The organism is Ruania rhizosphaerae (assembly GCF_009805705.1).
GTDB lineage: Bacteria > Actinomycetota > Actinomycetes > Actinomycetales > Beutenbergiaceae > Ruania > Ruania rhizosphaerae.
Genome location: NZ_VSMB01000006.1, coordinates 27,940 through 50,560 on the forward strand (window position 1 = coordinate 27,940; position 22,621 = coordinate 50,560).

Here is a 22,621-nt window from a genome sequence, read left to right on the forward strand (position 1 = left end):
GGTCAGCTCCGGTAGGGGTCGGCGGCGTCGCGCAGACCGTCGCCGACGAAGTTGAGGGACAGGACGGCGAGCACCACGGCCAGGCCGGGCAGGAGCAGCCAGGGAGCGTCCTGGAGGACCCGGAAGTTCTGTGCCTGTTCCAGCAGCACGCCCCAGGAGATGGTCGGGGCCCGCAGCCCGAGCCCGAGGAAGGACAGCGAGGTCTCGGCAAGGATCATCGCGGGGATGGACAGGGTGAGTGAGGCGATCAGGTGGCTGGAGAAGGAGGGCAGCATGTGCCGGAAGATCACTCGCCTGCCGCGTGCGCCGTCGAGCCGGGCGGAGACCACGAACTCCTCGGTGCGTAGCGAGAGGAATCGGCCGCGGACGACCCGGGCCAGGTCGGTCCAGGCCACCAGCGCCAGGATGATGGTGATCGCAAAGTAGCGCTGTGTCGTTCCCCAGTCGCGGGGGAGCGCAGCTGCCAGGCCGAGCCAGAGCGGGAGGGTCGGCAGGGACATGAAGAACTCCACCGCCCGCTGGATCAGGGTATCGGTGCGGCCTCCGACGTAGCCGGAGATACCGCCGAGCGTCACGCCCAGGCCGAACGCGAGGGCGACACCTACCAGCCCGATGGTCATGGAGATGCGGGTGCCGTGGATGATCATGGAGAACAGGTCGCGCCCGAGCCGGTCCGCGCCGAGCAGGTAGACCGGGTCCTCCGCATCGGTGGGGCCGATGAGGTGGCGGTCCCAGGTGACCGGCCCGATCACCGTGTATGGATCCCCCTGGACGAAGAAGCCCAAGTCGATGCGATCGTCCGGGTTCTCTGTATGGGTCAGGGCGAAGGTGTCGGGATCCTGCTCGAGCTCGTAGCCGTAGACGTGCAGGCCCCAGTCGCCGTCACTGACCAGGTGGAGCTGCTGTGGCGGTGCGTAGATGTAGTCCGAGTCGAATGTGCTGGAGGAGTAGGGCGCCAGGAACGGTGCGAACAGGGCGACCGAGTAGAAGATGATCAGACCTGCCAGGCCGATCATGGCGAGCCGGTGGGAGCGGAACCGCCACCACACCAGGCGCCACTGGCTGGCGCGATCCTTGTCCCGCACCGGCGGCTGGTCGATGTCCTCATGCGTCGTGAGCGCTTCGGGCGCGGCGGTGGCGGGGTTGCCGGCTTCGGGGATCGTGTGGTGTGTCATCGGGCACCGAGCCTCACTCGCGGGTCGAGCCGCGCCAGAAGGATGTCGGACAGGAGGGTGCCGACCACGGTCAGCACGCTGACGATGAGGATGATCGCGCCGGCGAGGTACATGTCCTGGCTGCGCAGGGCGCGCAGTAGCAGCGGCCCGGTGGTGGGCAGGGACAGCACCTGGGAGACGATGATCTCTCCGGAGACGAGGGCGGGCAGGACCCAGCCGATCGTGGACAGGAACGGGTTGACCGCGACCCGGAGCGGGTACTTGAGCAGGATCCGCCGTTCGGTCAGGCCATGGGCACGGGCGGCGACCACGTACGGCTTGCGCAGCTCGTCCAGGAGGTTGGCCCGCAGGACCCGGACGAGGCCGGCCGTCCCGGCCGTGCCGAGCACCACCATCGGGATCCATAGGTGACCCAGTAGGTCGAGGAACTTCCCGAAGCTCCAGGGAGCAGAGGCGTACTCATCGGAGAACAGGCCACCCACCGGCTGCCCGAACACCGTCAGCGCGATGTACATCAGCGCCAGCGCGAGCAGGAAGTTCGGAATCGCGACGCCGAGGAAGGCGATCGTGGTGGCCACGTAGTCGCCGATGGAGTACTGCTTCACGGCGGAGAAGATGCCGATCGGGAAGGCGATCGCCCAGGTGAACAGCAGGGTGGAGAACGTCAGCAGCATGGTGAACGGGAGCGTGCTGCCGAGCAGGTAACCGACCGGCCGGTTCCACTGGAAAGAGTGACCGAAGTCGCCGTGGAAGACGATGTTGGAGATCCAGGTCCAGTACTGCACGTAGAAGGGCTGGTCCAGACCGTAGCGGTCCCGGAGCGCTTCGATCGTGGCGGCGTCCATGGACTGACCGTCCGCCTCCATCTGGGCGATCATCGTGGTGATGTAGTCGCCCGGCGGAAGCTGGATGATCGCGAACGCGACGATCGAGATCAAGATCAGCGTCGGCACCATGTACAGGAGCCTGCGGCCGATGAAGGTCAGCATCGAGAGGACCTCTTTCGTGTGGCGTGGTCGCCGACTAGGGAGGGCATCCGGTCGGACGCCGCCTCGCGGGCGACGTCCGACCGGATCGGGTTCTACTGAGCGAGGTAGTACTGCTCAGGGTTGGACAGTGCTGGCGTCTTGACGCGGTAGCTGTCCGGGATGGTGGTCGGCACGTTGTGGAAGTCATTGCTGACGATCCCGTAGCCGGCCCCGGGACGGACCGTGCCGATGTGGTAGAACTCCTCGGCCGTGATCTGCAGGAGCTGCTCCATCAGGTCCTGCTGCCCCTCGGCGTCGGCGGTGCGGAGTAGCTCGTCATACAGTTCGAACTGTTCCTGCGTGGCCGCCGGAGGCTCTTCACCGTCTTCTCCGCCGGTGGTGTACCACTGCGCCCAGAGAGAGGCGAAGTCCGAACGGTCGGAGAGTGGTGCGTACCAGTACGGGTTCTGCGTCACGTCAGTACCGCCACCGGCCAGCCAGACCACGGCGTCGAAGTTGTTGCTGCGACGACGCTCCTCGAAGAGCGAACGGTCCATGGGATCGGGTGTCATCGTGATGCCGACATCGGCCCAGTCGTCCGAGATCAGTGCCAGGGCGTCCTCGAAACCGGGTAGGCCTGCGTGCTCGACCGAGAACGTGATCGGTTCCCCATCGGGGCCCAGCCGCCGTCCCTCGGAGTCACGCTCGGCGTAGCCGGCGTCGTCGAGGTACTGGTTCGCCAAGTCGACGTCGAACTCGGTGTATTGGGTGGCCATCTCCTCGTCGTAGAAGGGTGAGGTCGGCTGTGGGGACACCTGCGACGGCGTGCCCTGTCGTTGGTACACCGTGTTGACCAGTTCGTCGCGGTCGATGGCGTGGGAGAGACCGACGCGGAAATCGCGATTCGTGAAGATCTCGCGCATCTGGTCGTCCTCGTGGGTGAGGTTGAACATCACGACGAGTTCGTTGGCCAGCCCAGGAGCCAGCTCGAAGAAGTCGTAGTTGCCCTCGGCGCGCGCCTCGGCCAGTACTGGCTTGTTCGCCGGCTCGTTGAAGTGCCGTGAATGCATATCGATGTCACCCTGCATTGCTGCGGCCAGCATGACCTCGGGCTCGTTCATCACGGTGTAGCGCACCGCGTCGAGGTAGGGCAGCTGGTTCCCCGCAGTATCGACCTTGAAGTAGTACGGGTTGCGCTCGGCCTCCACGCGGGACCCCGTACCGAGCGGCTCGGTGATCACCCACGGATTCATCACCGGGTAGTCGGTGTTGGTGTTGTAGTCGAACTTGGCGGCGAGCAGATCCTGCCAGCTGTCGTAGCCCTCGGACTCGACGAGGTCATCGAGATCGTCGTTGTACTGCGGGAGGTACTCCTCGAGGTAGTGACGCGGCGCGATCAGGGTGTTTGCCCCGGCGCCGCCGCTCGCCATCGAGGAAAGGAACATCCCGTTGGGCTGGTCGAAGGCGATGGTGAAGGTGTAGTCGTCCTCGACCTGCAGAGTGGCGAGCTCGCCGTCATGCATCAGAGGTCCGGCGCCCAGGCCGCGAATCGAGGCCAGGTCCTCATCCGTCCACAGGTCGTTGAAGGCGAACTCGATGTCTGCCGTGGTGAACGGCTCACCGTCGGACCAGCGCATGCCCTCGCGCAGGGTGAAGGTGAACTCCTGGCTGTCCTCGCTCACCTCGTATCCAGCGGCGATGTTGGGGATCACTTCCGCGTCGCCGGGCGCCCCGGTCCAGTCCGAGGCCCAGCGGACCAGGCCCTCGTAGCCGATCGTCAGGTCCAGCCACACCTCGTCGCCGGGACCCGTGGTGGCGGTGCGCCACGTGCCCCCGTACTGGCCGACCTGCTCCGTGGGCTCGACGACCAGCGGATCCTCCGGGAGTCGTTCCTCCACCGGTGGGAGTTCGCCCGATTCCACGAGTTCCGCAAGCATCGGGGCCTCGCCACTGCTGGCTGGTTCGCCAGCTGAGCTCTCGCTCGGATCGTCCACAGGTTCACCGGTGCAGGCAGCGAGCAGCGCTGCAGTCGCGGTCAGTGCGGTGGCTGCGACAACGCGCCGGCGGCCCACCAGACCACGGGGGCGTGCGGCCGGTTGGCCGCCAGATGGTCGAAGTCGTGTCATGTCGGGCCTCTCTCCTCGTCGAGTTCGGGTCGAACAGCCGCCGCCGGAATCGCTGACCGATCGTCGTGATCGTCGCGATCGTCGTGATCGCTGGACGCGGTTGGGCACGGCGGCCTTGGTGACCTTCACTATGCCGAGCGCATTCGGCGTGACTCCATAGACTCGTTACCGCCTATTTGCACAAATCGCTGACGGCGTTCGGCCATCGAAGCAGCGTGCTGTGGTCCGGTGCAAGCTCTGGATGTCAGCGGGAACGGATGACGCGAGCCGGTACCCCGACGGCGAGACTGTTCGGCGGAATGTCCGAAGTCACCACGGCTCCCGCGCCGATGACGCTGCCGTGACCGATGCGGACGCCAGCCATCACGCTGACGCGTCCAGCCAGCCAGACGTCGTCCTCGATCGTGATCGGGGCCGGTTCGACACCCTGGGTATGGATCGGTGCCCCGGGCGCGAAGCGATGGTTTGCCGCGATGAGCATCACGTGCGGGGCGATCCGGACGCCGTCGCCGATCCAGATCTGCCCGCTTGGGTCTGCCCGGGTGCCGTAGCCCACGAGCACGGCGTAGGCCTGCACGGAGCAGTCCTCACCCAGCCGGACGTTGCCTTGCACGACGGCGCCGGGTGCCACCGCGGCCCGCTCGCCCAGCACGATCTCGCCCCCTCGCGGGTGGATCCGCGCCTCGGGGTGGATCCGTACTGAGCCGGGTGCCGTGATGTGCTTGTGCCGGCGCATGCCTTGTCGACCGAGCCAGAGGAGGGCGCTCTGTCGCAGGCCGCGCGGTGGCAGCGAACTGTGTCCGCCGTCCAGGAGTCTCCAGCTCATTGCGGAACCGCGATCTCGATCAGTGCTGCGTCGGGTCCGGGCAGGCTGTTGCAGAGGACTGTGCCCCCGCTGGGATGGAACACCGGGTGAGCGTCGATCCGATGGGGCGATCGGCCTGGCGGATAGTCGCTGCCGCTGCTGAGCGGGAGGGGTGTGGTGGCGAGCACCTGCCCGTTCTCGCGAGAGATGAAGCAGACGCGGCCGTCGGGTGGGTAGTGGTCGGTGACGATCAGGTCGGGGTCGGTGGGGCTCACGCTCGGGTGGCCGCCTGAGCTGTGCGGGCTGATTCGCCGGTACCCACTCCCGTCGTAGCGCACCTCGGCCAGACACATCGCATCGGGATCGTCCGGGTCTGGGCCGTATCCGATGAGGCGCTCGTTGTCGGGCTGCCAGGACCAGTGCACCCCACGCCGTCCGTGGGACAGGTTGACGGGTACATGCAGGTCGGTCAGGTCGCTTCGCAGCGTGACGACGTCCTTGATGCGTGGCTCGCCGCGGTCAGCGGGAACGCCGTTGTTGCCGTAGAAGAACAGCAGCCGCGAGCCGTCCGGGCTCCACCGAACACAGAAGACGAGCAGGGTGAGTCCGTCGTCGGCGCCCAAGCGGGCACGTGCTTCTTCGTCGGCTTCGCGGATCCGGTCGCCGTCCGGGTGCTGCGCGAGTACCTCAGCCGCGCTCAGGCGCAGCCGGGCGGATGGTGGGTCGAGGCTGTATTCGAACAGCCCGTGGGCGTCACGCTCCTGGATCGGGACCGGCGAGAGGTCCGGGTGGTAGGAGCCGTGGTGATTGGAGGCCTGGAGCATCCCGAGCAGTCCTGATAGCAGCGGACCGTCGTTCGGGGTGCCGCCATCCATCGACCCCTCGACCACGTCCTCGGCGCCAGTGTGCAGGTCGCGGCGGAAGAATCGCGGTGAGTCCGGCGTGGCCGAGCCGTAGAAGACCGCTGAGCCGTCTGCGCTCCATGTCTGCCACCGCCCCGTGTGGAAGAAGGAGTTGTCTGTCGGGCCGGTCCCGAACCGGTCCACCTCGTGGCCGTCGGAGTCCAGCACCACGACATGGCTTTCTCCGCGCTCCAGGTCCGCGCAGGCTGCCAGGATCATTCCGCTGCCGTCCGGGCGGTACGGGCTCACGGTGTAGTAGGCATGGACCAGCCACAGCCCAGGAACGGAGATCCGGCGCATGATGTCCGCGGGCGGGGCGTTGTGCAGATCGGCTGTGTTCACCTCAGTGATCATGCGTTCCTGGCTGTGCGATGTCCATGGATGGATCCGGGAGCGTTTGCCACTTCTGCTACTGGTGTGAGTGCCGGGTACGTCCTGTCCTGTCGGCAGCGTTTCATACAAACTGCCCGGAGCTGCTCAGTGATCAGCATCCATGCTGGCGGGCGGGCGCAGGCCGCAACGGCCGTACTGGACAGCGAACCAGGCTGTTCGAGTAGTTGTCCCAATCGATGACGACGTCCACTCGCCGGGGCGTTGCATTCACACCTGGCTGGCATTCACACCTGGCTGGCATTCGCGCTTGGTTGATATGCGGCCGACGTCAGTACGACCTGATCTTTCCCGAGCTGACGTCCGTGAGCGTTGGTGCACCGTCGTCGGTCAGCTGGAGGCGCCACAGCGACGAGCCGGCGTTGCTCATCTCGATGCCATCGCCGAATGAGCCAGTCGCATGCCACGCCCGGATGGAGTTCTCCTCGTCCATCAAGACGGCGTACACCGCCAGATGGGACGTCGCGGGTCGGGCGGTCGTCAGCGTGTATCGAGCTCCCGCGCCTTCCCGGGACTGCCCGCGCTGATTGGGCTCCGGGTGGTAGACGTCGTGCATGGAGGTCCAGCCTCGTTGCAGATCGCCGGCGTTCGGGCCCTCTGGCGACTGTGAGGCGACCTGAAGGAGCTTCAGCGCAACGTCTCCTCGCCGGAACACGAGGCGGGTGTGCGAAGCGATGTTCGTTTGTAGTGCGTTGTCCCGGTTATTGGCGATGAAATGAGAACGCACGTGCACCGGTTCGCTCGCCTCGATCCGGTCGATGATCAGAACGATGTTTGGGAGGATCGCCAGCCAGGTGCGCTCGGCACGAGTGATCGGCTCACCGTATGCCGACGCGGCGTCGGCACGTACCGCTGTCACCTGACCGTCGTCGGTGAGTAATGTTCGCCTGTTCGAGGGGCTGTGCGCTGTAGTCGGCTTCGTCTGCTCGAAAGGGTGACCGTCCGCCGTCGTGAATGTCCACGTACTGTGCGAATCGGTGGCAGCAGACGCGCGATTGGCTGCGAGCCGGTACGTGCAGTGGCCGGGGTCGGCCAGCATTCGCTCACCGCGGTGGACCACGATGAAACTGTTCTCGTCGCAATGGCGATGCGAGGCTGTGCGGAGCTGCTCGTGACCGGCTTGCATGCCGAGCACGGTGCCATTGTCACGCCAGTCGTCACGGGTGATGACCGGCCCGGAGGCGAACCCGCGGGTGCGCGGCAGGCCTGCATCCTCCGGTCCTATCGCCCCGGCGGCTTCGCCCAGTAGTACGAGACTGCGCCAGCGATAGTTGTTGAAGAAGCCGAAGGTGTCGCCGCCGACCGAGGCCAGCGCGGGATCGGCATAGGTCGTGTCGAAGAGCCACCGGGCGAGGCCCGCCTCGGTCGGGTGTGATGCTCGCGATCGTGAGGCGATGTGCAGCAGGAGGTCACCGGACGGGCGGAACATCGCGGCTGAGTCACCGAAGTTGAGCGCCCTCGGGTAGGCGCCCGGACCCCAGCCGGGCGTCGGTTTCATGGCGAGGTGGGAGTAGACAGCCCAGGGAACGACTCGTGTGTACGCGGCGACGTCGAGCCGTCCGGCCAGGCGCGGATCATGAGCGAGGAGAACATCGCGCGTGTGTGCCAGGTGAACGCTGGCGTAGTTCCAGTACTGCAGCGATTCGTCATAGGAATCCTGCTGGTACAAGGAGAGGGCATGCTGGTAGTGCTCGACTGACGCTTTGATGGCCTCGGCGTCATCCACGAGGACCGCCGTGGTCGCAAACCCGGCGAGCAGCACCATGAACCAGTTGTTCCCGGATCGATGTGGCAGGGCCGTGCGGCATGGTTCGTGGCACTTGGATCGCAACGCCACGCGGATCCGCTCCTGCTCGGCCTGGTCGAAGAGGTCGGGGCAGAGCCACAGCGCTGTGGCGAGGGCGACACCGATGTGTGCCGTCTCGAGCATGCCCTGGGGAGGGTTCTCACGGCGCCGGAAGAACGGCCCGATCCAGTCGTCCGCTGGGCGATCGCAGATCGCGAGGACTTCGTTTCGGAGCCACTCGGCCCGCTCGGCCGCGGGGTCCATCCGCTGGATGAATGCGACGTCGGTGAGCCGTTCCCACACCACATGACGCCAGTCCATCGCGCCGCCGTCATCGGCCGGAGTGGCGACTCCCGGTGCCGCCGACCACCGGTCTGCTCGCCTGAGGAGGTTGGCGTAGAGGTCGGCGGCCTGCCCTGGCGTTGCGATGGCGGCGTGCACGCGCGCCTCGTCCTCGGTTGAGAGCATCATCGGCTCGAAGGCACCCTTCACATTGATGTGAGTGTCGTAGCCAAGTATCTATACGGGCCAGCGGCAACCGCCATTGACGGGCTGATTCTTCTTTGTCCGAACGGACGACGTGGACGGCTCGGCCAGCGTGACCATCAGCGCATTCGGTGGCATCGCGGTCTGTGCGCCATGGACGAACCAGGGAACGGACGTGGGTCCGTCGCCGGGTTCTCCACAACCCCCTCGAGCGATGTCGGTGGGTGGGGGTGGCGAGTTCTACGGTGCCCGGATGGTGAACCGAGGAGAGCGGCCGGGCCCGCATGATGCGATGTTCCGCAAAGTCGTGGGCGTGCCGGCGAATGCGGCCTCCGTCCTGGCCGCGGTGTTGCCACCGGAGGTCGCGACCGGGTTGGACCTGGAGGGTCTGCGGCTTGAGTCGGGTAGCTTCGTGGACGAAGAGATGCGTCAGCGCCACACCGACCTGCTCTTCAGTACGCGGCTGAACAAGAATCCGGCGCACGTGCTGGTTCTGGTGGAGCACCAATCGAGGCCGGATCGGTGGATGGCGTCGCGGGTGCTGGAGTACGTCACGCGCATCTGGGACCAGCACCGCGCCCAGCACCCTGGCGAGCGAACCTTGCCGGCGGTCCTACCTGTGGTGGTCTACCAGGGTCGGCGCCGATGGAACGCGCCCACTGCCCTGGAGGATCTGTACGAACCGGACACCGAGCAGCTGCTGGGCGAGTTTCTACCTCGGCACCGGTTCGTGCTGCAGAACCTGACCGGGGTGGACGCCGAGAACCTGCTGGCCGCCCCGTTGACGCCGGCGGCCCGGCTGGCGTTGGCGATGCTGCGGTTCGCTCCCAGGCAGGAGCACCTGGCCCATGTACTGGAGGAGTTCACCACAGACGTCGTGGAGTTGGTGCGAACCCGGGCGGATCGGATGTTCACGATTATCATGGAGTACGCCTATCAGGTCAGCGATACCGAACCGGAAGAGCTGCAGGCGTTCTTCCACCGGCTCGGACCAGATGCACAGGAGGCCTACATGTCCACCACACTCGAACGAGGCGTCGCACAAGGCGTTGCCAAGGGCCGAGCCGAAGGCGTTGCCAAGGGCCGAGTTGAAGGCGTCGCGGAGACCCTCGCCCGTCTCCTGGTCAAGCGGTTCGGTCCCCTCACCCCCGAGCAGACCACCAAGATCGAGTCCGCGACCACCGACCAACTCGACGCCTGGGTCGACCGGGTCATCGACGCCACCAGCATTGATGACGTCCTGCGCTGACACGGTCCGTCAGGAAAGCAGGGTCGTTTGAGCATATCGGCGGCGACTCGCCCCTGACCGCCTTCCCCAGGTCCGGATTGGCGCCTGGTGGGGACCCACCAGGCGCCGCTCCTCCATGGGCGCATCGACCAGTCGTGTCTACTGCAGTGCGATGGTGACCCCACCGGAGAACGCGGAGTCGTGCAACTCGAGCTCAGCCGGCGTGGCGTCGGCAGGGATGTCGAACACGATCACGCCTTCGAGGGTGTTGCCCGGGTTGATCTCGTTGAGGAGCGTGTCGTTGTCCTCCAGGTAGATCCCCGCCTCGGAGTCGGCCGAGTGCTCGCGCCCCTCGGTGTCCAGCATCGTCTGGTCGCTGTCGAAGAAGTGCTGCGCCTCATTGCCGATGTTGGTGACGCTCAGGTGGACGAGCACGAACTGCCCCTGCGCTTCGGTGTTGAGGAACTCGCTGCCGATCTGCTCCACGCCGGTCTCGATCTCGCTCACCACGAACTCGAACTGGCCGTCGCGGGCAGGATCTCCGATCCCGGGCGCGTCCGGCTCCGGTTCGGCGTCGGCGGGTTCGGCATCGGTCTCGCCCTGCGCTGGTGACTCATCCTCACCGGCGGTGGAGTCAGCGCCTTCCGAGTTCTCGTTCTGGCCCTGGTCGTCCGCGGTTCCGCCGGCATCCGGATCGTCGGATCCGCCGCCACCGAGCACGTTCGCCAGGATGATCACCAGCACGATCGCACCCAGCACGGTGAGGATCTTGTGCCGGGCGAACCACGACTTCTTCTTCACCGGGGGAACTGGTGGCTGCGGGGGATACCCGTCGGGCTGTGGCGGGTATGTGCCTCCGGGGCCCTGCCCGGGAGGGCTCTGGTAGGAGCCGGGCCCCTCCGGAACGTACGGCTGGGACGGGTACTGGCCATCGGGACCAGGGTGCTGCTGTGACATGGTGCCTCCTCGGATCGGGAACGTCCCTAGCCAACGGCCACGGCCGCCGTCGTGGCTTCCCCCGATCGGCTACGGGTGGCTGTCCGATCGGGGGAGTGGCAGCGAACCACTCGGGCGGTACCGCATGTCAGTGCCCAGCTCTACGGTGCTGTGTATGACCGCAGCCGATGCCGTTCCTCAGCGCCCGCCATGGTGGCGGACGGGGTTGCTGGTGCTCGGGTGCTCCTTCTTCACTGTCTCCAGCGGCGTCTTCTCCGAGACCGGGCAGAACACTGAGGGCGCGGCGGCCATCCTGCTACTACCGCTGATGCTCGGGATGCTGGTGCTCCCGATGAGCCTCCTGTGGCGCCATCGTGCCCCACTGGTGGTCACCTGGATCGCCGTGGCTGCCGGCGTCGTGCTGCCGCTGGGTGCGTCGACTGCGCTGGTCGCCCTCGCCTGCCTCATTGCCCGCCGGCGCGGACCGGCCGTGTGGTGGGCCGCCGGTGGCGTCGCCGTGACGACTGCCGTCGCGATGGTGCGCGACGTGCTCGCCTCTTCGGCCGCGGCTTCGCTCCTGCAGACCCTCGCGCGGCCGCCTGACGCCTCGCCCAACCTCTCGGTGGAGCTCGGCTGGCAGGTTCCGACGATCTTGGCGATCGTTCTGATGGGCCTGTCGGGCGGTAGCGGGCTGCTGATGCGGGCCCGACGGGCCAGCAAGACGGCCGAGCATCTCGCCCAGGCTGCAGGTCGTGAGCAGAACCGGCTCGGAGATGCGCTGGCCCGGCAGGTCGAACGGGAACGGATCGCGCGGGAGGTGCACGACTCCCTCGGGCACCGGCTGTCCTTACTCTCCTTGCACGCGGGAGCCTTGCAGGCGAATACGCCCGCAGGCACTGAGTTGCGAGAGAGCGCCGAGCTGGTACGTGACGGCGCCGGGCATGCGATGGATGACCTGCGTTCGCTGCTGGCAGTGTTGCGGCAGAATCCGGACGAGGCGGCACCGGAACTCTCGCTGGTGGACCTTCGCGGCGTGCTCGATGACGTGGTCGCCACGGGCGAGCCCGTGAGTTCCACGGTCTATCTGGAGCAGCCGGAGACGGCGGACCCTGCCTTGGCGCGAGCGGTCTACCGCATCGTGCAGGAGGTTCTGACCAACGCACGTAAGCACGCGCCGGGGGCGCCGGTCCGCCTCAGTGTCACGGGCGGCCCGATGGAGGGGATCTGCATCGACGCCAGGAACCCCTATCGAGGAGCCAGTGCATCGGCTGGCTCGCGCAACGGCTTGCAGGGTGTGGCCGAGCGGGCCGAGTTGTTGGATGGGCAGATTGCCTACGGCCTCGACGAGCAGGGCCGGACGTTCCGAGTCACGGTGACGTTGCCGTGGCGCTGACGGCCACGATCTGAATGCCGGTCTCCACCAACGAGGTGGCGCTCCCCTCGCGTCAGGAACTGGCGGACCTGAGGTGCCGGACCCGGGCCACGTGGACCCCGTGGGTCCTCCTGGGCTCCGCATTCCGCCCGTGTCACTGGCCACCCGTACGATCGCGCCTATGACCAGACCGCACCGGGTGCTCCTCGTCGACGACGATCCGCTGGCACGATCGGGACTACGGCTGCTGCTGCGCAGCGCCGCGAACATCGAGGTCGTGGCCGAGGCGACCGACGGTGCCGAGGTCATCACTGCTGTCCAGGCTCACTACCCTGATGTCATCCTCATGGACCTCGGCATGCCGCGCATGGACGGGATCGACGCCACGGCGGCAGTGCGTGGGTTGCCGAACCCACCGCATGTGATCGCGCTGACCACGTGGGATGTCAGCGACGCTGTCGTGCGCTGCATCGAGGCAGGGGCGGCTGGCTACCTGCTCAAGTCCGACCATCCGGACGCCATCGTCAAGGCGGTGGAGGACGTGATCGCGGGCGACGCCGTCCTGTCGCCGCGTAGCACCCGGCAGCTGCTCGACCGGTTCCGCGACGAACCCGGCGGCGATGCCAGAGCGAAGGCCCGGGACCTGGTGGCCACGCTGTCGGCGCGTGAAGTCGAGGTGGCGCGAGGAGTGGGACGCGGGCTGTCGAATGCGACAGTCGCCGGCGAACTCTATGTCTCCGAGGCCACCGTGAAGACGCACTTGAGTGCTGTCCAGGCCAAACTCGGAGCGCGCAACCGGGTGGATGTGGCCGTACTGGCCGAGCGGGCTGGCCTGCTCGCAGGATGACACCCGGCGCCACGACGCTCGTCTGACATATCCTGCGCGGTCCGACTCACCGCAGCCGGTCGGTCACGCTGCCGCACCTATGTCGCACGCGGACGTCAGCCGCGCGACGCCTCGAGCACGACTCCCGCAGCGGCCATCGCTTCCCGCGCTGCTTCACCGAGTTCCTCGCTCACGGGCGCCGTCAGGTCGGTCAGCACCCGGGTGGCGAGGTGATGCTTGACCGCATCCAGCGCCGTTTCCTTCACGCAGTGCGACTCGGCCAACCCGACCACATCGACCTCGGTGATCCTTGCCTCGGCGAGGATGGTGGCGAGCGGATGCCCCTCGGCATCGGTGCCTTCGAACCCCGAGTATGCGGCCGCGTACGCGCCCTTCTTCACCGACGTATCCGGGGCCAGGTCCGCCAGAGCTGGGTGCAGCTCGGCCTCGGCCGTGCCGGCCACGCCGTGCGGTGGCCAGGTGTCCACGAAGTCCGGAGTGTCCGAGAAGTGCTCGCCTGGGTCGATGTGCCAGTCCTGTGTGGTCACCACGAGGTCGTAGTCGTCCCGGTGGCCCGCGGCGTACGCGGCGACACGCTCGGCGACGGTGTTGCCCCCCTCGACCGGGAGGGCGCCGCCCTCGCAGAACGTCGGTTGGACGTCCACCACCAGGAGGCCTCGACGAGTCGGGTTCATCACTCCACTGTGCCTCGTCGATCGGAGTACCTCAACCCCGGCGTAGTCGCTCCCGTTGAGTCCAGTAGGTGTCACCACTCGGTGCTCTGGTGTCGGCCGAGCGACAACGAGTGGCACCTATCGCTTGGCCGGCGACGGCGAGTGGCACCCACGAGGCGGCCAGCGACAACGAGTGGCACCTACTGAGCGGGGCGCACCGCCATCATCGGCCACCGAAGCCACCGAAGCCGCCGTCCGTATCCGAGCGCCCCGGCACATCGCTGGTCGGCTCGCGCCCGAACTCCGGGTCCTTCGCCGTGCGCCACCACGGGTCGTAGCTGTGCTCCGCCCCCACCACGGACTTCGGGTCGCCGTCGACGATCCGCCCCAGGTTGTACAGCGACTCGCTGTCGTGGTCGTAGTAGTTGCTGTGCTGGCCGAAGGTGTACGTCCACCCGCGGTCGGCGGACTCCGCCTCGAAGCGAGTGGCGCCGAAGTCCTCGGAGGAGGGGTCGATCCCCAGGCCGCCGGGGTTGTGGTACCAGCCCTCGTCGCCGAAGAGCGCCACCGGGTCGCGGCTGTTGCGCCCCACGTATACGTTGTCGGCGCCGACGCTGAAGTCGTCTGCGGTCTCGGCCGGTCCTGCGCCCGGGCTGCCGATCAGGGCCACATTGTCGGCGGCCAACCCATGATCGGTTGCCGCATAGGAGGTGGTGGTCGAGCCGTAGCTGTGCCCGATCACGGTCAGGTGCGCCTTGTCCTCGCGTGAGGCGCGCAGGCCGTCGATCGCATCGGCGAGGCGAGTTCCGCCGTCCTCGGCCCGCCCGTGGGTGACAGTGTCGATGTCGACGGCGCCCTCCGGGGTGTCGTAGCCGAGCCAGAACATGCTCGCCACGCTGGAGCCGTCGCCGCCGTAGCGGGCCGATTCGTAGAGGTTCGCTGCCTTCGTCGCATAGCCGGGGGCGTCGTCCATCTCCGTGGTGATGCCCGGAACCTGCACGGCCACGTCATCCGCGGTGTCCAGATCGCCCACGGCGACGGCGACCCGTCCGTCTCCCGAGAACGCGTCCGGGTCGTAGAGCCACAGCGTGCCACCGGGCTTGTCCCCGGTGAGGGGGTCGGTGAAGTCGTCCAGTTGGCTCAGCGCCTTGCGGGCAGCGCGGGCGTTCGCGAGTGTCTTCGCCTCGGTCTCGGTGAGGGTGCCCAGCCGCTCCTTCTGCGACAACTCGCCGAGGTCTCGCTCCAGCAGGATACGGTTCGCGGCGTCGCGTGCTGAGGCGGGCAGCCCGTCCCCGTCGCCAACCAGCTCAGGCAGCGCCTCGATCGCGGCCTGACGCTCGGCCGGGGAGAGATTCTTCCACCACGCAGCCCGGTCCTGCGGGCTCACCGGTTCCGGTATCGCGAGGGCAAGCACCTGGGTGAGGAAGGACAGACCCGCCCAGTGCGCGTCGTCGAACTCGGCCGCCTCCAGTGCTGCGGCGAGATCCTCTTCACTCTCGGTCACCCGCTGCTCGAACGCGAGTTGCGCCGTAGCGAGCGCTGCGTAGCTGACGCTGAGCGTGCTCGCCCGCAACACCAGCTCGTCCTGCTCGTCCTCACCCGCCTGATCCGCCCCTGCTGCGCCCTCCAGGAGCTGCGCGCGCAGCGCGTCGAGACTCGCGCTGGTCTCCGACAGTTCCTGCCAGTCGGCCAGGTGGCCACGGCGCTGTTCGGCGAAGGCCTCGACGGCGCCGGCCACCCCGCGTAGCACCTGCGCCGCGGCCGCATGCTCGGCCGCAGCGTTGGTGATGCGCTGCTGGTAGGTCAGGAACGCCAGCCCGATCCAGGAATCGCCCAGATCGGATAGACGCGAAGCCGTCTCAGCGGCCGACTCACACTGGTCCGCCTGGGTGCCCAGGTCCAGGGCGACCTGTTCGCACTGGCTGGGGTCGCCGTCGGGCTCGGGCAGGAGAACCACGGCCTCCGGAACCATGACCGTGCTCACGAGATCGGGGTCCGCATCCGCAGCACCGTCCGGCCTGGCGACGCCTGCACGAGTGCCAGCGTGGCGCCCTCCCGGTCGGCCAGTACCCGGGGCAGGCCGGCCGGGGGGAGGAGCACCTGCCAGCCATCCGTGCGCAAAGTCGCCGCCGCGGAGGCGAGTGCCTCCGCACTGACCCCGGTGGTGGCAGTCAGCGTGCTCTCCCGTTGCTCATCGCGACCATCGCCCACCCACCGGTGCTGCGCCTGCGCTGGTACGCCCGGCAGGAGCGCCTCCCACAGTGCCTGGACGTCACGATCGATCGCCTCGGCGGATCTGGCAGGCACGGCGGTCGACACAGCGCCTGCACGAGGCAGTTCCGGCGCGTCCACGATCGCGAGGTCGACATCCCGGTGGCGCTGACGTACCACCGACCAGAACGGGTCCCCGGAGATCGGTGTCGATGAAGTCCCAGTCACGAGCCCTAGCCTGTCAGCCAGGAGCCTGCGATGGCATGGTGCGAACTCCCCATTTCCTTCACGGTGCCTCCCCATTCACCCTGCTCGCCCTCACACTCACCCAGTAGCGTTGATCTATGGACTTCCGCCGCATCGAGGGGCTTCCCCCGTACGTCTTCACGATCATCGACTCCCTCAAGCTCGAGGCACGTCGAGCAGGTCGGGACGTGGTGGACCTCGGCTTCGGGAACCCGGACCTGCCCAGCCCGGAGATCGCCGTCGAGAAACTCGCCGAGGCGGCGCGCAACACCCGCAACCACCGCTACTCCTCCTCACGCGGTATCCCGAACCTGCGGCTGGCGGTCGCGAACCACTACAACCGCCGGTTCGGTGTCACCCTCGACCCGGAGCGTGAGGTGCTGACGACGATCGGCGCCAAGGAAGGTTTCAGCCACCTCATGTGGGTGCTGCTGCAGGCCGGAGATGCCGCGATCGTGCCCACCCCCAGCTACCCGATCCACATCTGGGGACCGTACTTCGCCGGGGCGGACGCCCGGCAGGTGCCCATCGGGGATGGCACCGACGGCGCCGGATACATCGACCGGGTGATGGAAGCCTGGGAACTCGGTTGGCCCAAGCCGCGCGTGATCGTGCTGTCCTTCCCGCACAACCCCACCACCTCCACGGTGGAGCTGGCGGACCTGCAACGCCTCGTGGACTGGGCCCGCGAACGGGACGTGGTGCTCGTACACGACCTCGCCTACGCCGACATGTGCTTCGACGGGTGGCAGCCTCCTTCGCTCATGCAGTGCGAGGGCGGCAAGGAGGTCGGAGTCGAGCTGTACTCGATGACCAAGTCGTACTCGATGGCCGGCTGGCGGGTGGCGTTCCTCGTCGGCCGCAAGGACGTCATCAAGGCCCTTGTGCAGCTCAAGAGCTACCTCGACTACGGCACGTTCCAGCCGATCCAGATCGCGGCGACCGTCACCCTGAATGAGGCCACCGAGTACCCGGCCGAGCTCAGCGGCATCTACCAGTCCCGGCGCGACTGCCTCTACGACGGGCTGCAGCGCGTGGGCTGGGACATCCTCAAGCCCAAGGGCACCATGTTCGCCTGGGCGCGCATCCCCGAGCCCTATCAGGAGATGGACTCGATCGAGTTCGCTCGCCATCTGGTCACCGAGTGCGACGTGGCGGTCTCGCCCGGGGTCGGGTTCGGACCGGGCGGGGAGGGGTACGTGCGGTTCGCTCTCATCGAGAACGAGCAGCGCATTGGGCAGGCAGTGCGCAACATCCGGCGGGGGCTGACGCGGCTGACCACCGGGTAGGTGCCGCGTACGCTCGTGCCATGCCTACCGCGCTCGTCACCGGAGCCTCCTCCGGGATCGGACTGACCTTCGCCCGACACCTCGCCCAGCGCGGCCTGCACCTCGTGCTGGTGGCCCGCAGCGCCGACCGGCTGGAGGTGGTGGCCACCGAGTGCCGGGCCCTCGGGGCGCCCGACGTGGAGGTGCTCCCGGCCGACCTGGGGAGCGAGGCCGGAATCGCCGCCGTGTGCGAGCGGTTGCGCGGCGAGGACGTGCACACCCTCGTCAACAATGCCGGTCTATCCATCGGGGCGCCGTTCGCCGACGCCACCGAGGAAGCACTGAGCCACCAGCTCACCGTCAACGTCGAGGCCGTGCTGCGGCTGACCCGCGCCGCCGTGCCCGGGATGACCGAGCGCGGCAGCGGCGCGATCATCAACGTCGCCTCCATCGCAGCCCTGTTGCCCGGCCGGGGGAGTACGTACTCGGCGTCGAAGGCGTGGGTGCTGCAGTTCACCGAAGGTCTGGCGATGAACCTCGCCGGCACCGGGGTGCGGGTACAGGCGCTCTGCCCGGGCTTCGTGCGCACCGAGTTCCACGACGCCGCCGGCATCGACATGAGCCGCACCCCCGACTGGATGTACATCGACGCCGACCACCTGGTGGCCACCTCCCTGCGCGACCTCGGCCGCGGCAAGGTCGTCAGCGTGCCCGGTGTGCTCTACGCGGGTATCGCGGTGGTGGCCAAGCTCGTGCCACGCAGCGTGATCCGCCGGCTCGCCGCCGGGATCAAGTCCCGGGGGAGGGACTGATGGCCGACGGCGCAGCCTCAGCAGGCGTGGACGTCGCCTTGGGAGGCCGCGCCCATGACCTACGGGAGGCGCCAGGTCCGGGCCACGCACCGGACGCCGTCGGGGATCTTGCTCCGCGCCAGATCGGGGCGCGCACCTTCGACTTCGCCGGCCGAACGGCCGTGATGGCGATCGTGAACCGGACCCCGGACTCCTTCTACGACGGCGGACGCACCTTTGCACTGCAGGCTGCGGTGGACGCGTGCCTGGCCGCCGTTGCCGACGGCGCGGACTGGGTGGACATCGGCGGGATGGCCTTCTCCCCGGACACCCCCGAGGTGAGCGCAGCGGAGGAACTGGACCGGGTGCTCGGCGTGATCGAGGCGGTGCGCGCCGCCAGCGATGTGGTGATCTCGGTGGACACCCAGCGGCCCGAGGTGGCACGGGCCTGCGTGCTCGCCGGGGCGGACGTGGTCAACGACACCACCGGGCTGCGAACCGACGGCATGGCGCAGGCTGTGGCCGAGACCGGCGCGAGCGTGGTGATCGCACACTCGATCGCGCAGCCACACCGCCACCATCAGCGTCCGGAGTATGGCGACGTGGTCAGCGAGGTGGCGGCGTTCCTCAGCTCCCAGGTGCAGGTGGCGCTCGCAGCCGGAGTGCCGGCCGAGCGGATCATCATCGACCCGGGGCACGACCTGAACAAGAACACCCGGCACTCCCTGGAACTGGTGCGCCGGCTCGCGGAGATCACCGCACTCGGGTATCCGACACTGGTGGCCCTGTCGAACAAGGACTTCGTGGGGGAGACACTGAACCGGGAGCGTCCGGAGCGGTTGGCCGGAACCCTCGCCGCCACGGTCATGTGCATCGAACGCGGGGCGCGGATCGTGCGCGCTCACGAGGTGGCGGCCACTGTGGACGCGGTGCGGATGGCCGAGGCCGTGCTCGGGCTGCGGGAGCCCGCCTACCTGCGGCACAACGTGTAGGAGGCTGAATGAGCGCATTCACGGAGGAGGAACTGCTCGCCGCCTACTCGGTGGCCGATCGGGACGAGGCGCACCTGCGGGCGAACATGATCGCCAGTATCGATGGCGCTGCCACCCATGCGGGACTCTCCGGCGGCCTCAACAGCCCCGCCGACAAGCAGGTGTTCGACCTGCTGCGACGGCTCGCGGACGTGGTGATCGTCGGGGCAGGGACGCTGCGCGCCGAGGGTTACGGGGGACTGCACGTGGGCGAGGCCGACGTGGCCTGGCGCCGCGAGCACGGGCTGGCCGAGCACCCGGTGCTGGCGATCGTCTCCTCCCGGCTCGCGCTGGACCCTGGTTCAGCGCTGTTCGCGGAGGCACCGCGGCGCCCGCTCGTGCTGACACACGCGCAGAGTCCGCAGCGGCAGCGCGCGGCCCTGGCGGAGGTCGCGGACGTGGTGCTGTGCGGGCAGGACGCCGTGGACCCGGTACGGATGCGGGCCGCGCTCGTTGATCGCGGACTGACGCAGATGCTGTGCGAGGGCGGACCGCACCTGCTGGGAACTCTGGCGGCCGCCGATGTGGTGGACGAACTGTGCTTGACGCTCAGCCCACTGCTGGAAGGCGGGGACGGCCTGCGTCTGATGCGGGACGCCCCGCTCGTGCACCGGCCGATGCGCCTGGCCGGGCTGCTGCGAGCCGAGGACATGCTGTTCCTGCGGTACCGGTGCTGAGCGCCATGTGCGGTCAGCAGCATCCCGCGCGAGGGTGGCCTCAGTGTCGTTGCGAATGCGCTGTTCGACACTCAGACCGCCCTCGTGGCGGGTTTCGCATGCACTCGCCTGGCCGCGACCGATCACGCGAGCGGCAGCCCAGATCCTGACTGAGCCCGCTCGTCGTGGAGATCGATGACCTGCTGCTCGACCGCGTCCGGGGCGGGCCCGCCGGTGGAGACGAGCGCGCAGGTGGCGTAGCCCTCGCTGGCGGAGGCATATTTCTGTAGCCACGGGTTCACGATGTGCCCGAACCGCTCGTACGGATACGTCACGGTCAGCGCCCGGTGCCCCACGCGCCAGGGCTTCGGCGTCAGACGCGCCCGGTAGGTCTCATGGGTGGCGCACAGGGTGACGTACAGCGGGTCCGAGTCAAGTTCGCGCAGGAGCTGCTCGGCCTCCGGACTGCCGGGTTGCAACCGGGACCCGGTGACGATCACCCGCAGACCCGCGGCGGTCCGGTAGGTCCGGAAACCCCATTGTGGATGCCGGGCCGCCACCGCCTCGATCGTCGCCACGGCCGCCGCACCTGCTCCCGTGGCGCCTGCGGGTGCCGTGTGCGGGGCAGTGCGGGACGGCGTGCCGTGCTGGTGAGGTGCTGGAGTGGCGATCAGATCGGATGTGGACCGTCGTCCGAACAGCCGGGCGAAGAAGCCACGCTTCGGCTCCGCGGGGCGACCGCCCTGCCGAGGCGTACGGTCGCGTCGGGGCCGTCGGTGCTCCCGTATGCCCCGGCCGGAGGGAAGATCGACGTCGGCGATCAGCACCGCATCGGTGTTGAGTACCTCGGCTCCGTACCGGTTCCGGGTGATCGCGGCGATCAGCTCACCGTCACTCCCGGTGACCTCCGTCAGGATCTCCTCCCGCAAGGGAACCCGGGGGTAGTACCCGCCACGGGCCAGCTCCCGCCCGGCGCGAACCGCCGCGGCCGCCTCCTCCAGGCGCCGCCGGGCAACCTGCGCCGCCTCGGCGAGCGACGAGGTGGACCACCCGTGGAGGGTGAGGAAGAACTCCTTGCCGTCCGGGGAGTGCACCTCGCCGGTGGCGTCGGTCCAGAACCGAGGCAGGGGCTTCATGCCTGCACCCCACGGTCGCGAACGCCCCGCAACCAGCGGTCTGCGAACCAGACGGCCACAAACAGCACCGCGAAGAGCAGGAGGATCCCCAGGCAGGTGATCGCCACCGCGGGCCACCCCTCGGCCCGGAAGTTGACGAACGGGTAGGGGAACCAGTCCGTGATCCCGCCGACGATGAGGGTCGCCGCGAGCCAGAGGACTGGCCACACCGTCGCCCCGACCACGGCGGGGACGTCGACCCGTGACCGCGGACCCACCAGCAGCCACCCCGCCACGCACAGCACCGGCACGACCATGTGCAACATCGTGTCCGCCACGAATGACCAGCCGCTCAGGTCCAGCAGCGGCCGGAGCAGGAAGAAGTGCACCAACCCGGTCACCGTAATCCCGACCAAGCCGGCCAGTCGCACGATCCGGAACACCCGGCCGTCGCGCTGCGGATCCAGCGCGAGCATGACCGCCGAGGCAGCGACCAGCACATTGCTCTGAATGGTGAAGTAGGAGATCAATCGCCACAGCCGGGTTCCCAGCGGCGGCACCTCCGTCGCGAGCAGCACCGCCGAACCGGAGGCGGAGAGCACCAGCTGCAGGGTCAGCGCGCTCAGGGCCACCACAGCGGTCACCACATGAACGCAGCGAGCGAGGGACACGAGCCGATCTCCTCTCCGGGCGACCACCCAGCTGGATGCTGCCCCCATCGGGCCACATGCGCGTGGCGACAGCGCCACGCTCGATCCTAGACCGACCCGGGCGCACTGATGCGGAAGGTCCTGCGTGCGCAGGACACCCCGTGCCCGAGGCGCTCGCCTGGACTGCGCCAAGGAAGATGTCATGGAAGAAAGAAAGATAGTAGTCTTCCTTCATGGCGCTCAACATCAAAGATCCGGAAACGGACCGGCTTGCCCGAGAGCTGGCCGACCGGATGGGCGTGTCCATCACGGCCGCCCTCAAGGCTGCGCTCGCGGACAGGCTCGCGCGCACGGCTCCGAGGGTGGACGTGGTCTACACCAGCCTCGTCGACGTCGGTGAGCGAGGGAGGGCGCGAGCGGTGCTGGACGATCGCCCTGTCGACCAGATCATCGACTACGACGACCACGGTCTGCCGGCGTGATCGCCGTCGACACCTCGGCACTGGTCGCCATCGTTCTGGGTGAGCCCGAGCTCGAACGATTCGCCGCGATCATGGCCAGCAGACCGTGCGTGGTGAGTGCTGCCAGCATCACCGAGGCAGCACTGGTGGTCCAGACGCGCCAGGGACCGGACGCCGTCGAGGATCTGCGGCGCGTGCTTCAGCAGGCGAAGGTCGCGATCGCCCCGGTGGACGACGAGCAGGCGTGGTCGGCCCACGCTGCCTGGCAGCGGTTCGGCAAGGGAAGGCATCCTGCCGGGCTCAACTTCGGTGACTGCTTCTCCTACGCTCTGGCGAAGTCTCGCGCGGTACCGCTGCTCTACAAGGGGGACGACTTCACGCAGACCGACATCGAGCCGGCGCGCTGACGCCGGACCGTACGCGCAGCAGACCGTACGGGCAGCAGACATTGCTGACACCTGAGCAGTCCGGTTGCGGCAGCGGGGATGACGGCCGCCGCCGCGCGGCTGGGGTAGAGC

21 protein-coding genes are annotated in these 22,621 nt (G+C 68.1%); 9 read left to right on the forward strand and 12 right to left on the reverse strand.

Annotated features, from left to right (window positions below):
• Nucleotides 1–2 precede the first annotated feature (2 nt).
• The 6 genes from FV560_RS10110 to FV560_RS10135 form a co-directional block, all read right to left on the reverse strand.
• Nucleotides 3–1,175, reverse strand: a complete 1,173-nt coding sequence (locus FV560_RS10110) for an ABC transporter permease (RefSeq protein ID WP_159621417.1) — start codon at nucleotides 1,173–1,175, stop codon at nucleotides 3–5.
• A complete protein-coding gene (locus FV560_RS10115) occupies nucleotides 1,172–2,164 on the reverse strand; it encodes an ABC transporter permease (protein WP_159621418.1) in 993 nt (330 codons plus the stop codon). Before FV560_RS10115 ends, FV560_RS10110 begins: the two co-directional genes overlap by 4 nt.
• Nucleotides 2,165–2,256: 92 nt before the next feature.
• Complete coding sequence (locus tag FV560_RS10120; RefSeq protein ID WP_159621419.1) at nucleotides 2,257–4,269, reverse strand: ABC transporter substrate-binding protein; 2,013 nt, start codon at nucleotides 4,267–4,269, stop codon at nucleotides 2,257–2,259.
• A gap of 244 nt (nucleotides 4,270–4,513) precedes the next feature.
• On the reverse strand, nucleotides 4,514–5,095 hold the full coding sequence (locus FV560_RS20610) for a DapH/DapD/GlmU-related protein (RefSeq protein ID WP_159621420.1): 582 nt from the start codon (nucleotides 5,093–5,095) through the stop codon (nucleotides 4,514–4,516).
• Nucleotides 5,092–6,318, reverse strand: coding sequence for a hypothetical protein (locus FV560_RS10130; protein ID WP_200837603.1), 1,227 nt, complete (start codon nucleotides 6,316–6,318; stop codon nucleotides 5,092–5,094). Before FV560_RS10130 ends, FV560_RS20610 begins: the two co-directional genes overlap by 4 nt.
• Before the next feature lie 319 nt (nucleotides 6,319–6,637).
• Nucleotides 6,638–8,623 (reverse strand): heparinase II/III domain-containing protein, encoded by a 1,986-nt coding sequence (locus FV560_RS10135; RefSeq protein WP_159621421.1) that lies wholly within the window; start codon nucleotides 8,621–8,623, stop codon nucleotides 6,638–6,640.
• Between the two features lie 268 nt (nucleotides 8,624–8,891).
• Here FV560_RS10135 and FV560_RS10140 point away from each other — a divergent pair, with 268 nt between their 5' ends.
• Nucleotides 8,892–9,887, forward strand: coding sequence for an Rpn family recombination-promoting nuclease/putative transposase (locus FV560_RS10140; RefSeq protein ID WP_159621422.1), 996 nt, complete (start codon nucleotides 8,892–8,894; stop codon nucleotides 9,885–9,887).
• 138 nt (nucleotides 9,888–10,025) lie between these two features.
• On the opposite strand, the gene FV560_RS10145 is transcribed toward FV560_RS10140, so the two are convergent.
• Nucleotides 10,026–10,823, reverse strand: a complete 798-nt coding sequence (locus FV560_RS10145) for a DUF4352 domain-containing protein (protein ID WP_159621423.1) — start codon at nucleotides 10,821–10,823, stop codon at nucleotides 10,026–10,028.
• Nucleotides 10,824–10,977: 154 nt separating this feature from the next.
• Between FV560_RS10145 and FV560_RS10150 the strand changes: the two genes are divergently transcribed.
• Nucleotides 10,978–12,195: a sensor histidine kinase gene (locus FV560_RS10150; protein WP_159621424.1), complete on the forward strand. Its 1,218-nt coding sequence runs from the start codon at nucleotides 10,978–10,980 to the stop codon at nucleotides 12,193–12,195.
• Between the two features lie 160 nt (nucleotides 12,196–12,355).
• Complete coding sequence (locus tag FV560_RS10155) at nucleotides 12,356–13,021, forward strand: response regulator (RefSeq protein ID WP_159621425.1); 666 nt, start codon at nucleotides 12,356–12,358, stop codon at nucleotides 13,019–13,021.
• A gap of 95 nt (nucleotides 13,022–13,116) precedes the next feature.
• On the opposite strand, the gene FV560_RS10160 is transcribed toward FV560_RS10155, so the two are convergent.
• The 3 genes from FV560_RS10160 to FV560_RS10170 form a co-directional block, all read right to left on the reverse strand.
• On the reverse strand, nucleotides 13,117–13,695 hold the full coding sequence (locus FV560_RS10160) for an isochorismatase family protein (protein ID WP_159621426.1): 579 nt from the start codon (nucleotides 13,693–13,695) through the stop codon (nucleotides 13,117–13,119).
• Nucleotides 13,696–13,897: 202 nt separating this feature from the next.
• A complete protein-coding gene (locus FV560_RS10165; RefSeq protein ID WP_159621427.1) occupies nucleotides 13,898–15,658 on the reverse strand; it encodes an alpha/beta hydrolase in 1,761 nt (586 codons plus the stop codon).
• A complete protein-coding gene (locus tag FV560_RS10170; protein WP_159621428.1) occupies nucleotides 15,655–16,113 on the reverse strand; it encodes a hypothetical protein in 459 nt (152 codons plus the stop codon). The genes FV560_RS10165 and FV560_RS10170 overlap by 4 nt, the downstream gene beginning before the upstream one ends.
• 116 nt (nucleotides 16,114–16,229) lie before the next feature.
• Here FV560_RS10170 and FV560_RS10175 point away from each other — a divergent pair, with 116 nt between their 5' ends.
• The 4 genes from FV560_RS10175 to FV560_RS10190 are packed head-to-tail and all read left to right on the forward strand — an operon-like array spanning nucleotide 16,230 to nucleotide 19,898.
• Nucleotides 16,230–17,420 carry an aminotransferase class I/II-fold pyridoxal phosphate-dependent enzyme gene (locus tag FV560_RS10175; protein WP_159621429.1) on the forward strand — a complete coding sequence of 397 codons (1,191 nt, stop codon included), beginning with the start codon at nucleotides 16,230–16,232 and terminating at the stop codon, nucleotides 17,418–17,420.
• Between the two features lie 20 nt (nucleotides 17,421–17,440).
• Complete coding sequence (locus FV560_RS10180; RefSeq protein WP_159621430.1) at nucleotides 17,441–18,211, forward strand: SDR family NAD(P)-dependent oxidoreductase; 771 nt, start codon at nucleotides 17,441–17,443, stop codon at nucleotides 18,209–18,211.
• Nucleotides 18,211–19,182, forward strand: a complete 972-nt coding sequence (gene folP / locus FV560_RS10185; RefSeq protein ID WP_159621431.1) for a dihydropteroate synthase — start codon at nucleotides 18,211–18,213, stop codon at nucleotides 19,180–19,182. The genes FV560_RS10180 and folP overlap by 1 nt, the downstream gene beginning before the upstream one ends.
• Before the next feature lie 8 nt (nucleotides 19,183–19,190).
• Nucleotides 19,191–19,898: a pyrimidine reductase family protein gene (locus FV560_RS10190; RefSeq protein WP_159621432.1), complete on the forward strand. Its 708-nt coding sequence runs from the start codon at nucleotides 19,191–19,193 to the stop codon at nucleotides 19,896–19,898.
• Nucleotides 19,899–20,020: 122 nt separating this feature from the next.
• Here FV560_RS10190 and FV560_RS10195 read toward each other — a convergent pair whose 3' ends face one another.
• Nucleotides 20,021–21,013 carry a hypothetical protein gene (locus tag FV560_RS10195; protein ID WP_159621433.1) on the reverse strand — a complete coding sequence of 331 codons (993 nt, stop codon included), beginning with the start codon at nucleotides 21,011–21,013 and terminating at the stop codon, nucleotides 20,021–20,023.
• Nucleotides 21,010–21,663 carry a Pr6Pr family membrane protein gene (locus tag FV560_RS10200; protein ID WP_159621434.1) on the reverse strand — a complete coding sequence of 218 codons (654 nt, stop codon included), beginning with the start codon at nucleotides 21,661–21,663 and terminating at the stop codon, nucleotides 21,010–21,012. The genes FV560_RS10195 and FV560_RS10200 overlap by 4 nt, the downstream gene beginning before the upstream one ends.
• 212 nt (nucleotides 21,664–21,875) lie before the next feature.
• Between FV560_RS10200 and FV560_RS10205 the strand changes: the two genes are divergently transcribed.
• Nucleotides 21,876–22,124 carry a type II toxin-antitoxin system VapB family antitoxin gene (locus tag FV560_RS10205; protein WP_159621435.1) on the forward strand — a complete coding sequence of 83 codons (249 nt, stop codon included), beginning with the start codon at nucleotides 21,876–21,878 and terminating at the stop codon, nucleotides 22,122–22,124.
• Nucleotides 22,121–22,510: a type II toxin-antitoxin system VapC family toxin gene (locus tag FV560_RS10210; protein ID WP_235020050.1), complete on the forward strand. Its 390-nt coding sequence runs from the start codon at nucleotides 22,121–22,123 to the stop codon at nucleotides 22,508–22,510. The genes FV560_RS10205 and FV560_RS10210 overlap by 4 nt, the downstream gene beginning before the upstream one ends.
• The last annotated feature ends 111 nt before the right edge of the window (nucleotides 22,511–22,621 follow it).

Coding starts and splice junctions, on each gene's coding strand:
- FV560_RS10110 (WP_159621417.1), bottom strand. CDS start 1,175: ATGACACACCACACGATCCCCGAAGCCGGCAACCCCGCCACCGCCGCG.
- FV560_RS10115 (WP_159621418.1), bottom strand. CDS start 2,164: ATGCTGACCTTCATCGGCCGCAGGCTCCTGTACATGGTGCCGACGCTG.
- FV560_RS10120 (WP_159621419.1), bottom strand. CDS start 4,269: ATGACACGACTTCGACCATCTGGCGGCCAACCGGCCGCACGCCCCCGT.
- FV560_RS20610 (WP_159621420.1), bottom strand. CDS start 5,095: ATGAGCTGGAGACTCCTGGACGGCGGACACAGTTCGCTGCCACCGCGC.
- FV560_RS10135 (WP_159621421.1), bottom strand. CDS start 8,623: ATGATGCTCTCAACCGAGGACGAGGCGCGCGTGCACGCCGCCATCGCA.
- FV560_RS10140 (WP_159621422.1), top strand. CDS start 8,892: ATGGTGAACCGAGGAGAGCGGCCGGGCCCGCATGATGCGATGTTCCGC.
- FV560_RS10145 (WP_159621423.1), bottom strand. CDS start 10,823: ATGTCACAGCAGCACCCTGGTCCCGATGGCCAGTACCCGTCCCAGCCG.
- FV560_RS10150 (WP_159621424.1), top strand. CDS start 10,978: ATGACCGCAGCCGATGCCGTTCCTCAGCGCCCGCCATGGTGGCGGACG.
- FV560_RS10155 (WP_159621425.1), top strand. CDS start 12,356: ATGACCAGACCGCACCGGGTGCTCCTCGTCGACGACGATCCGCTGGCA.
- FV560_RS10160 (WP_159621426.1), bottom strand. CDS start 13,695: ATGAACCCGACTCGTCGAGGCCTCCTGGTGGTGGACGTCCAACCGACG.
- FV560_RS10175 (WP_159621429.1), top strand. CDS start 16,230: ATGGACTTCCGCCGCATCGAGGGGCTTCCCCCGTACGTCTTCACGATC.
- FV560_RS10180 (WP_159621430.1), top strand. CDS start 17,441: ATGCCTACCGCGCTCGTCACCGGAGCCTCCTCCGGGATCGGACTGACC.
- folP (WP_159621431.1), top strand. CDS start 18,211: ATGGCCGACGGCGCAGCCTCAGCAGGCGTGGACGTCGCCTTGGGAGGC.
- FV560_RS10190 (WP_159621432.1), top strand. CDS start 19,191: ATGAGCGCATTCACGGAGGAGGAACTGCTCGCCGCCTACTCGGTGGCC.
- FV560_RS10195 (WP_159621433.1), bottom strand. CDS start 21,013: ATGAAGCCCCTGCCTCGGTTCTGGACCGACGCCACCGGCGAGGTGCAC.
- FV560_RS10205 (WP_159621435.1), top strand. CDS start 21,876: ATGGCGCTCAACATCAAAGATCCGGAAACGGACCGGCTTGCCCGAGAG.